General features: G+C 68.7%; 8 protein-coding genes, 3 pseudogenes and 1 riboswitch. Of the genes and pseudogenes, 6 read left to right on the top strand and 5 right to left on the bottom strand.

The genetic code is table 11. The annotated features are described in order from the left end of the window. Nucleotides 1–306: 306 nt before the first annotated feature. The 3 genes from AC4IHM_RS33520 to AC4IHM_RS33510 all read right to left on the bottom strand — a co-directional run bounded on the left by AC4IHM_RS33520 (nt 307) and on the right by AC4IHM_RS33510 (nt 2,964). The gene (locus tag AC4IHM_RS33520; protein WP_490870724.1) at nt 307–1,143 is read right to left on the bottom strand and encodes an SDR family NAD(P)-dependent oxidoreductase; all 837 of its coding nucleotides are present in this window, start codon (nt 1,141–1,143) and stop codon (nt 307–309) included. Beyond that, complete coding sequence (locus AC4IHM_RS33515) at nt 1,140–1,916, bottom strand: MBL fold metallo-hydrolase (RefSeq protein WP_490870723.1); 777 nt, start codon at nt 1,914–1,916, stop codon at nt 1,140–1,142. The genes AC4IHM_RS33520 and AC4IHM_RS33515 overlap by 4 nt, the downstream gene beginning before the upstream one ends. 514 nt (nt 1,917–2,430) lie before the next feature. Then, nucleotides 2,431–2,964, bottom strand: a complete 534-nt coding sequence (locus AC4IHM_RS33510) for a phosphotransferase family protein (RefSeq protein ID WP_490870722.1) — start codon at nt 2,962–2,964, stop codon at nt 2,431–2,433. A 110-nt stretch (nt 2,965–3,074) separates the two neighbouring features. Beyond that, nucleotides 3,075–3,161: riboswitch (ZMP/ZTP riboswitch) on the top strand. A 21-nt stretch (nt 3,162–3,182) separates the two neighbouring features. Here AC4IHM_RS33510 and AC4IHM_RS33505 point away from each other — a divergent pair. Beyond that, a pseudogene (locus AC4IHM_RS33505) lies at nt 3,183–4,050 on the top strand (bifunctional 5,10-methylenetetrahydrofolate dehydrogenase/5,10-methenyltetrahydrofolate cyclohydrolase). 153 nt (nt 4,051–4,203) lie between these two features. After that, nucleotides 4,204–4,503 carry a serine hydrolase gene (locus AC4IHM_RS33500; protein WP_490870721.1) on the top strand — a complete coding sequence of 100 codons (300 nt, stop codon included), beginning with the start codon at nt 4,204–4,206 and terminating at the stop codon, nt 4,501–4,503. A gap of 197 nt (nt 4,504–4,700) precedes the next feature. Here AC4IHM_RS33500 and AC4IHM_RS33495 read toward each other — a convergent pair whose 3' ends face one another. Further along, complete coding sequence (locus AC4IHM_RS33495; protein ID WP_490870720.1) at nt 4,701–5,591, bottom strand: MBL fold metallo-hydrolase; 891 nt, start codon at nt 5,589–5,591, stop codon at nt 4,701–4,703. A 56-nt stretch (nt 5,592–5,647) separates the two neighbouring features. Between AC4IHM_RS33495 and AC4IHM_RS33490 the strand changes: the two are divergent. From AC4IHM_RS33490 to AC4IHM_RS33480, 3 genes and pseudogenes are all read left to right on the top strand, one after another. Continuing rightward, nucleotides 5,648–6,034, top strand: a pseudogene (locus AC4IHM_RS33490) (helix-turn-helix domain-containing protein); the annotation flags it as partial. A gap of 478 nt (nt 6,035–6,512) precedes the next feature. Next, complete coding sequence (locus AC4IHM_RS33485; protein ID WP_490871026.1) at nt 6,513–6,857, top strand: hypothetical protein; 345 nt, start codon at nt 6,513–6,515, stop codon at nt 6,855–6,857. After that, nucleotides 6,854–7,759: a serine hydrolase gene (locus AC4IHM_RS33480; protein WP_490871011.1), complete on the top strand. Its 906-nt coding sequence runs from the start codon at nt 6,854–6,856 to the stop codon at nt 7,757–7,759. Before AC4IHM_RS33485 ends, AC4IHM_RS33480 begins: the two co-directional genes overlap by 4 nt. Nucleotides 7,760–8,003: 244 nt before the next feature. Here AC4IHM_RS33480 and AC4IHM_RS33475 read toward each other — a convergent pair. Then, nucleotides 8,004–8,132: pseudogene (locus AC4IHM_RS33475) on the bottom strand (YbhB/YbcL family Raf kinase inhibitor-like protein); the annotation flags it as partial. Nucleotides 8,133–9,100: 968 nt separating this feature from the next. Between AC4IHM_RS33475 and AC4IHM_RS33470 the strand changes: the two are divergent. Next, nucleotides 9,101–9,847 carry an IPT/TIG domain-containing protein gene (locus tag AC4IHM_RS33470; protein WP_490870719.1) on the top strand — a complete coding sequence of 249 codons (747 nt, stop codon included), beginning with the start codon at nt 9,101–9,103 and terminating at the stop codon, nt 9,845–9,847. Nucleotides 9,848–9,871: the final 24 nt, after the last annotated feature.

Raw genomic sequence — 9,871 nt, 5'->3', positions numbered from 1 at the left:
CCCCGACACCCCCCCCCCAGCCCGCCACAACACACCACACCCCCCAACACGCCCCACACATCCAGCAAACCCACCCCCCCCACCCGGTCACCAACCACCCCCACCACCCCACCGACGCCGAACGCCGGTACACCGAGCGGTGCAAGCCCCCACCGGCCAATCCGAACCGAGCCAGCACCGACGCCTGGATCGTCCGCCCCCTTCGCCTTCCCTGCCAATGCACCGGCAGACGCGCCTGGTTCTCACGGTGGGGCAGGAGAGCGGCCCGGGGTCCGGATGGTGTGCCGCCAGCCGCTCTCCCGCCGGCTACGTGGGGTTCAGACCGAGTACCTTGCGCACGACTGCCTCGCGTGCCCGGACTGGCAGCAGACGCATGAGGACGGCGTCCTGTAGGAAGCTGTGGTGAAGGTCGTAGCGGGGTGCCGGGTTCCGTGCGGTGATGGCGCGGTGTACGGCCCGGACGACCCTGTCCATCGGGATGCCGTTCTCGGCGGCCCGGACGGACCTCTCCAGCGAGCGGCGCAGTGGAGCCTCGTAGACCGGCATGGTCGGCGTCCTGCCGAGTTCCTCCTGAATGGCGGAGGCCATGGGCGTGTCGATCATTCCGGGCGCGATCACCGACACCCTGATCCCGAGAGCGGCGTACTCCATGCGCATGGCGGAGCTGAGGGCTTCGAGGCCGAACTTGCTCGCGGAGTACGCGCCGGTGAAGGGAAGGGTCCTGACGCCACTGGCCGAACTCAGATTGACGATACGGCTGCCGGCGCCGAGGAGTGGCAGGAACGCCCTGGTCACCGTGTGGACGCCGACAAGATTGACGGCGAGGAGACCGGCGAAATCCTCCCCCGTCAGATCGGCGAGAGGTCCGTTGGCGACGGCCCCGGCCACATTGCAGACGGCTCTCAGCTTCGTGCCGTCGAGTTGTTCCGCCGTCTTCGCCGCGGCGTCGGCGACGCTCTTCTCGTCCCGTACGTCGAAGAGCACGGGGGTGAACCAGTCGGCGGGGAGTACGGCGCTCAGCTCGGCTGCAGCGTCCGGCCTGCGGACCGCCCCGTAGACGTGGAAACCCTCGTCGGCGAGGAAGCGAACGGTGGCCCTCCCGATGCCGGATCCCGCCCCGGTGACCAGCACGCTTTCTCTCATACCGTCTCCAGGTCGCTCGGGTCGTGGGCGGAGATGATGCGCAGGCCGGGATCGGCCCGGCGGTTCAGCTCTGCCAGGCGTTGCTGGTTCTCGACGAGGAGACGGTGCTGCTGCGCCGCACCGCGCTCCATGAGGCGCACCGGCCACGGCACTTCGGCCCGTCCGTCCAGGGTGCCCCAGTGGTAGAAGGCGTCTCCGCAGTGCAACAGCCACCGCTCACCCGCGTCGACGCCGACGCAGACATGTCCGCGGGAGTGCCCGGGGGTTGCCACCATCACGAACCCGGGCGCTATCCCGCTCAGTTCCTTCGCCGCGGCGAACCCCCGCCACCCCTCACCGCCGAGCCGGTGCTCGACGAACCGCGGCCCGTGCGCCCATTGGGCCGGCCGGTACCGGGTGCGTTCGCGCCGCGACGGCGAGCGTATCGCTCCGTCGATCTCGTCCGCCGTCACGTGCACCTGGGCGTGCGGGAAGTCGGCCAGCCCTCCGACGTGGTCGAAGTCCAGGTGCGTGACGATGATGTGCCGTACGTCCTCGGGCCGGAACCCGAGTCGCTGCATCTGCCGTACCGCGGTCTCCTCCGGGTCGAGAACCGGCTTGATGACGTGGCGCATGAACCCGACCCGGCCGACCGGGTCCTGGATGTCCTGGAGCCCGAATCCGGTGTCCACGAGCACCAGTCCGTTCGCGTCGGTTTCCACGAGCAGCACGTGCGCGACCATGGGGTAGGTCGGCATGTTCATCGTGCCGCAGTTGAGGTGATGCACTTTCACCAGTGAGTCTCCGCTTCTTCGAACGCCGCCGGGATCAGAGTCCCCGGGAACCATCCTGAAGGACGTGGGACACGGCGCGGAACGCGGGGCTGCGCGCTCACCGGCTCAGCGGGCTACTGGAACTCCCTTGGTAGGACCAGTCCAACTCGACTGCACAGAGGCGGCGTTGTGTGAGTGGGGACCAGACTCGTGGCAGACAGACCGCCTCTCATATGGCTCGGCGATGTCGTCGTGGGCAAGGATGCGCCGCCGACCCGGAGGTCCGAAAACGAGGCCCAGCCAAAAAGATGAGGTATCAGGCCAGTTTGGTCAGCGCAAGGCACGATCCATATCGCGCCGGTGATCGGCAACCCACTGATATGCCTCCTGCACCTGTACTACTGCACCCGTGTCGCGGAGACGGATCATCTCGCGGTCCCCAGAGTCCGCAGCAGCCTCAATGCCGCGCCGGCATCTGTCCTGCCACCACAGGATCGCAGAGACCAACTCACGCCGGTCCACAAGCTCATAGCCATCAGCGATCAACCGCAACCCGACGCGCAGCCTCGGAGGCGTCTTCGATACTCGGCCCGAGCCCGAGGTACTGCCAACATACGTGGGCGACATCATGGATGCGCGCGCCCGGGGCTGCCAGATCCCAGTCGGTGAAGGCCACCGGGCGCAAGGCACCGCTGACAGGTCGATAGACCGTGTTCTTGGGCGAGAGGTCGTTATGGCATACGACCTCGTGTCCCCCGGCCAGTGCCGTGCCTGCCGTCAGGTCGTGAAATTCCCGGACAAGCTCCGTGACCCGCAGCAGACTTTCGTCGGAGTACACCGTCGGCGGCTGCTGCGGTTCCCAGGCCACATGCCCCTCGACGTAGGTCAGGACCTCCCGGCCCGCCTCGTCGATGCCACGGTAGCGCGGCGCGCCTGGCCAGCCGCCGGCCTCAAACATCTTCAGCAGGTCACCGACGAACTCCGTACTGGGCGACGCGGGCCGGCGCACCGTGGCACCGACACGCACCACGTGATTGATGGAGCCACCGGGCAGGGACGACTCATCCATCCCCCTACTTTGCATGATCTTGGCCTTGAGTTCTCAACGGGGCCCCGCTACTGAACGTGTGCGCGTCACAAGAAGTGGGCCAGAACCCTAAGGGCTGTCCACTAGAGCGGTGGTTGGGCCGTGACTGGCGCTGAGGTGGAGCACCACCGGGGAGCGGTCCGACAATTCGGTCGATGCCGTGCGCCTGGGCGAGTGGTCAGTGACGCCTGGAGGCGACCATGTCCCAGACACAAACGGCCCGACTCATGGACGGCGTTGGCCTTGCCCGACGCATGGTTGAGGAGACGTTAAGCAAGGCGACAGAGATTTCGCGACGTGTCGGTGTGACGCCTTGCCTCGCAACGGTGCTGGTGGGTGAAGATCCGGCTTCGGTGACATACGTCCGGATGAAGCGGGCCCGTTGCGCGAAGGCGGGCATCGAGTCCCGGCTTGTCAGCCTGCCGGACACCACTACAACCGCTGAGCTGGTGGATACCATCCAGTCCCTCTCGCAGGACGCCGGAGTGCACGGCATCCTGCTTCAACACCCCGTTGGCCCTCACATTGATGAGCGGGCGGCATTCGAGGCCATCGCGCCGGAGAAGGACGTTGACGGGGTCACGATGACCTCCTTCGGGGCGATGAGCTTCGGGCTGTCTGGATTCGCATCGTGCACCCCTGGCGGGATCATGCGGCTCTTGGACGAGTATGAGGTAGACCTTGCAGGTCAGCATGCCGTTGTCGTGGGTCGCAGTGCGATCCTCGGCAAGCCCGTCGGAATGCTCTTGCTCTCCCGGGACGCCACTGTCACCTACTGCCACTCCCGTTCGACCGATCTGGCCGCGATCGTGCGGGAAGCGGACGTTGTTGTGGCGGCCGTGGGGCGCCCTCGGCTTATTCGCGGCGAAGACGTTCAAGCCAGGGGCTGTCGTGATCGACGCCGGATACAACCCCGGCGACGTTGGCGACGTTGACTTCGACACCGCCCGCACTCGTGCCCGCTTGATCACGCCGGTCCCCGGTGGGGTCGGCCCCATGACCATCGCAGTCCTGCTGGCGCAGACGGTCGATGCGGCATCCATCCAACTTGGGCTGGCCAGCCGGTGAATGAGGTCAGCCTTGAGTTTCGCGCGGACGTTAAGCCGCTGGCCTGCTGACTCGACCTCTTGCCCCAGGTGGTGCGAGGGCTTTCACGGGTGAACCGCCGGGCCGTCGTGGCGATCAGTGCCCAGAACCTTCACCGCGCGGGCAGCGGCCACCATGAATGCCGCGGTCCTCGACGGCCGCCTCATCGACGCGCACCAGCTCGAGGAGTTGACGGCGGTGGCCTTCGAGGGCACCGACCAGGTCTTCGGCAACCATGCGCGGTCGGCCCTCGGTTGTCCGCTCGGCCGGCTCGGTACGCGGCCGGACGAGACACCCACCACGTTCGGCTGGGCCGGTGGCGGCGGCAGTTACGTCTATGCCGACACCGCCACCGGCACCTCCTTCGCCATGACCAAGACCCGTCTCACTCCCCGCTTCAGCACCGCACAGCGGCTCGCAGACCTGCCTGTCTGAGTATCGACGCCGCGCGGCCTTCCGCCGGCCGATCGGCATGCAGGAGGCCTGTGCCGCAGCTACTCGTGCTTGCGTCCGCGAAGTTCAACGCGCGGTGCGCAACGTGCGGCGGCAACGCGGCGGACGGTCCGGAGCGGGCCGGGCGCACGCGTGTGTCTGGCCGTTTCGCCGAGTGCCGTCCGAGACGGATTCACCTGTCAGAGTTCCAGCACTTCGAGATGGCGGGGGTCGAGGACGCGACCGTCCGTCCCGATCACCTGCTGGAGCCGGTCGACCACGCCGCGGTTCACCGTGTCGTGCACCGCGGGGTCGTCCAGGGCCGTGACCAGGTCGTCGTGGTGGCTCGGGACGATGATCTGTGGCCGGCCCAGAGTGCCAACGGCGCGCTCGAAGTAGTCGTGCACGGCCGCGTGCCCGCTGGCTCCCAGCACCAGCACATCGGGGGTGGCCCCGGCGACTTCGCGGGCCGCGAAGTTGGCCGAACCGCTGAGGAACATGACGCGCAAGCGGTCACCCACCGTGATCTGGTAGCCCAATGTGCCGCCCTCCACCAGATCGCCCAGCGCCCGGGGCCGGGCCGGGGGTGCGGTCAGGGTGCCGTAGGGGTCGAAGCCGTAGCCGCCGAGCTGGCTGTGCAGACTGCGTACGACCTCGATGGTGTAGTCGGGACGGGACGGGTTGTCGGACGACTGGAGGGGATGGCGCAGCACCTCGTCCCCCGACACCACCACCAGCCGGTGCTTGCGCCCTGTGCCGGGGACGCCCATGGCACTCAGCAGGTGCAGATGCGTCTCGGTGCCCAGAACATTGATCTCCCGCTCCCGCCAGGCGGAGTGGTCCAGGAGGTACGGCACGTCGGCGAGGTGGTCCCAGTGCCCGTGCGTCAGGAGGATGAACTCGGGCGCCGAGGTGAGGTGTTCGCGCAGCAGCCAGTCGATGATCCCGCGGTTCACCTCCAGTTTCCGCGTCATGTCGGCCTTGCCGTCCGAGTCCGTGTAAGGCTGCCGGGTGAGATACGGGTCGATCAGGACCCGGTGACCGTCGAAGCTCAGTTCCCAGCCCGCGACGCCGAGCCAGCGCAGCTTCACACCGCTGCGCCCCGGACGACTGTTGCGGGCAGGGACGCCGCGCGGCGCGGTGGCCGATGCGGTCCCGGCCGTCCCCGCGACTCCTGCCGCGCCCGCGACAACGCTCGTTCTCAGGAGGCTGCGCCGACTCACACATCGCGAGGCGGCTTGGGACTGCTGAGCGGGCATGGCGGACTCCTTCGCCTTACGCGGGCCTCAACTGGTGTTCCGGGCCCGTCCCTTGGGTCCCGGAGTCAAGCCTCGAGAGTCTTCCTGTGTCGAATACACTCGCGGCCGCGTGCCGATTCATTCGGCATATCACCGCAGACCACGGGGGACGCATGCTGACCGAGCGGCATCTGGAGATCTTCGTCGCCCTCGCGGAGGAGGGGCACTTCGGCGACGCCGCGCAACGCGTGGGCATCACTCAGCCGCCTCTCTCACAGGCACTGCGCCGGCTGGAGGCGCTGCTGGGGGTACGGCTGTTCGATCGGGAGCGCGGGGTCTCCCTCACCGAGGAGGGCGCTGCTCTGCTGCCGCACGCGCGCCGGGCCCTTTCCGCACTGGCCGAGCTGCGGGACACCGGCGCCAGGGAGGGCGCGGACGGACAGCGTCTACGGCTCGGTCTGCCGCCCGAGTTGCCGCCCCGGCTCGGCGCGAGCGTCGCCGCCTCACCCGTCCGCGCCGGTATCCGGACCAGGGTCTCGGTGGTCACAGCGCCGACAGCGACACTGCTGACGGACGTTTCCGCCGGACGGCTCGACCTGGCCGTCGTCCGGCACCCTGTCGTACTGCGCGGCCTGTCCGCGGGCCCCGTGACGCTGCTGGCGACGTGGCTGGCTGGTCCCGGACGGGGCGGCCGGCGCCGGGGCGGGGCTGTCCTCGCCGGGCGAAGCGAGCACGCCGAGTCCGCGTTCGGGTGGAGCGCGGGCGGGACGCCGGTTGCCTTATGCGGTCCGGCCGCGTGCCGAAGCGCCCGCGGCGCACGACCTCTTCCTGGACACGCTCGCGGGGCGGGGCCATCGGGCCGAGACGGTGGTGATCTCCGACGAACGCGCCGCACTGGCCCTCGTCGCCGCCGGTCAGGCCGTACTCGTCACGGCGGACGAAACCCTCGCGGCGGGCGGTGTCGCCCGGCGCCGGACCACCGACCCGGCGCTTCCGCTGCGACTGCGCGTGGTCTGGGACGCCCGCCGGCTCGCCGCCGCACACGCCACCGAAGCGGCCGTCGCCATGGCCGACACGCTGGCATCGGCACACCTCCCGAGCAGCGGGGCGGACCGATGAGCGCGGGCGGCGACGGAGCCATCCAGCGCACCCTGCGTGCCATGTTCGACGACGCCGGAGTACACGGTCGGCTCCACGCGGCCGAACTGCACCGGCCCGCGGTGGCGGTGGCCCTCGACGCGGACGAGGCCGTACTGATGGGCTCGGTCTACAAGGTGCCGCTGGCGGTGGCCTATTGCAGACAGGTCGACGCCGGCGTCCTCGACCCTCTGCAAAGGGTTGCCCTGTCGCCCGGGGACAGGCTGCCCGGACCCACCGGCATCTCACAACTGCGCGACGAGGTGTCCATGTCCCTGCGCGACCTGGTCGTCATGATGATGAGCATCTCCGACAACGCGGCTGCCGACGCGGTGCTCCACCACGTGGGCACCGAGGCGTTCGACGAGACCTGCCGTGTCCTCGGCCTCGCGCGCACGCGTCTCAACGACGGTGCCGCGGGAACCCTGGCCCGGCTGCTGGACGTGACGGGGGCCGATTCGGTGGACGCGGCAATGGCGCGGATCGCGGACAACGATCGGGCGGCGCCGCCCGGCGTCTACGACCCCGCGTGGGTGGCCGCCACCACCCCGGCCGAGATGGCGCGACTGCTGCGTGCCGTCTGGACGGACACGGCGGCCTCCCCCACCGGCTGCGCGTTCATTCGCCGCACCATGCGACTCCAGCCCTGGCAGCATCGGCTCGCGGCGGGCTTCCCGTACGACGACGTAGCGGTGTACGGGAAGACCGCGACGTTCGGCGCCATGCGGCACGAGGCGGGGGTGATCGAACTGCCCGACGGCCGTACGTACACAGCGGTCGTCTTCACCCAGGCCGCACGCGCCGACCGCCGGCTCCCCCGCGTCGACGCGGTGATCGGCGCCGCGGCGCGCAGAGCCGTCGAGTACCTGAGAGAGCGCGAATGACTTGCCCGTCGTCGCCGCGCGTCGCGGCAGGGGCGGATGGGCGGGGTGCCGCGGACCAGTGGGATGAGGGCCTGGATGTGCAGGAGGTGTGCGGCGGAGAATGCCGAGGGAGGGGGCAGGCCACGTCCATTGACGACGAGGTGGACCTTCGGCCCTCCCGACAGCCCCGAGTCTGGCGGCGGTTGGTTCAGTGCAGCGTCGATGGGCCTGAAGACGGGGTTCGTCAGGCGGGAGTCTCTGCCGTGACGGTCACGGCGTAGCTCTCGGTGCCCTCCGGGGCGCCACTCCACGACAGCTGCGGTGAGAACGTCCTTGCCGCCGGGACACCGAAGGAGAGCTGCTCGGGCGGCCAGGGGGCGCCATTGGTGACGGTGCCTCTGTCTCGTGCAGGGGCCGGATACGAGCCGTGCCCCCGCGGATCGGAACGTGTCTACGTCTCTTGAGGATCCGCAGCCCCGCCGGGGCGGTCCTGCACACCGGGCAGTACATCTCTTTTGCGTTGGCGCCCACTTGTTCGAGGAACATAGGTGCCTCGATCGGCACCGTCGGTGTCGCCCCGGACAACGCGCTCGTGGAGTTCCGGATGGGTCTCTCCAAAACGGCGCTGTTCGAGCGCCACCGCGGATTGGGGCGCCCGGTTCAACAATCCGCGCCTTCACCCGGAGAGTTCATCTTCAGGCCATAATCCATTTCCGTTCGAAAGCGCGAGGCCAACGCGAGCGCCCCCTTGTGCTCCTTCCGCGCCCCCACTCCTTCACACGGCAATCCTGCTCGCCCGTTGACCAGCCAAGACATTACTCCGTTCAGGTGACTCGGGGATCCATGGCTTGAGGCATATGCCGAGAGCCTGCATTACTGGGTGCATCCAACCAATGGGCAGCCCGTTCCATTCGGGGAACGTGGTTTCGGTGTGGCTTGCCGCCTTTCACACGTGGGGAAGGTGCGGGTTCGCCGAGGTCGCGATGGGCACCCCGAAGGGGGTTGGACGGCCAGTCGGCGCCGTTTACGGTGCCGACTGGCCTTTTCGCGCTTACGGGGGCTCAAGTCAATGAGTGCACGCCGGTGGTACTCAATCACACCTGCGCGCCCCTGCCATCGAAATTATGTGATTGAAGCCTTGCCAAACCTGCCTGCCTGTGGAGTACTTGAAGCAGCGAACCGGTGGGCCGCCCATCCCATGACCGGGGATCACGTCAAAGGGGCGGCGCCTGCCGGTTCTTCTTCTGTGCGGCAGCCCAGTTCAGTCGTCTCTTCTTTCGTGTGACTTCCCCGCGAAGGTCGGCTCTCGAAGCTCATGGTTTCGCTGCGACCCCTGTCCGTCCTGTCAGCGAGGAGTTTTCCATGCCCATCACTCCCAATCAGGGATCCACCGGCGGTGGCACGTTGGTGACGATCACAGGTACGAACCTGTCCGGCACGACTGCCGTCACATTCGGCACCAAGCCGGCCACCAGTGTCACCAACGTCTCACCGACCCAGGTCACGGCCGTGTCGCCGTCGGGTACCGGCACCGTCGGGATCACCGTGACCACGGCGGGTGGTACCAGCAACCCGGCTCCGTTCTTCTACGTCGGAGCCCCGTTCAAGTCCTCGGTGGGTCCGGTTTCCGGTCCGCTGGAGGGCGGCAACACGGCCACCATCAACGGCGTCGGTCTGGCGACGGCCACCAGTGTGTCCTTCGGCGCCAACACCGCCACACCGACGGTCGTCTCCGACACCCAACTGACCGTCCCGGTACCGGCGGGCGCGGCGGCGGGCCCCGTCGGGGTGAGCGTGACCACCGCGGGCGGCACGAACAACGGGCTGTCCTACACCTACGTGGACGTCCCCACCGTGGCCACCGTCGCACCGGCCTCCGGACCCACATCGGGAGGCACCGGTGTGACCATCACCGGCACCAACCTCGACACCACCGATTCAGTCACCTTCGACGGTTCCCCGGCACCGTTCTCCGTGGTGAACGCCACCACGGTCTCGGCGGTGACCCCGCCCGGTGCCGCCGGCCCGGTCGACGTGGTGGTGACGAACGCGGCCGGTTCCGACACGGCCACCGACGCCTTCACCTACGTCGCCGGTCCCGGCATCTGACTCACATCCCCCGCTGCCGCCCGG

The organism is Streptomyces sp. SL06, from assembly GCF_058244745.1.
Note: the sequence above shows the minus strand (reverse complement) of the source record. Positions and strands in the feature narration are given on the sequence as shown.

What these genes read in the sequence shown, in the direction of transcription:
- AC4IHM_RS33500 (WP_490870721.1), top strand. Translation starts at nt 4,204, where the DNA reads ATGAATGCCGCGGTCCTCGACGGCCGCCTCATCGACGCGCACCAGCTC.
- AC4IHM_RS33470 (WP_490870719.1), top strand. Translation starts at nt 9,101, where the DNA reads ATGCCCATCACTCCCAATCAGGGATCCACCGGCGGTGGCACGTTGGTG.
- AC4IHM_RS33480 (WP_490871011.1), top strand. Translation starts at nt 6,854, where the DNA reads ATGAGCGCGGGCGGCGACGGAGCCATCCAGCGCACCCTGCGTGCCATG.
- AC4IHM_RS33520 (WP_490870724.1), bottom strand. Translation starts at nt 1,143, where the DNA reads ATGAGAGAAAGCGTGCTGGTCACCGGGGCGGGATCCGGCATCGGGAGG.
- AC4IHM_RS33510 (WP_490870722.1), bottom strand. Translation starts at nt 2,964, where the DNA reads ATGGATGAGTCGTCCCTGCCCGGTGGCTCCATCAATCACGTGGTGCGT.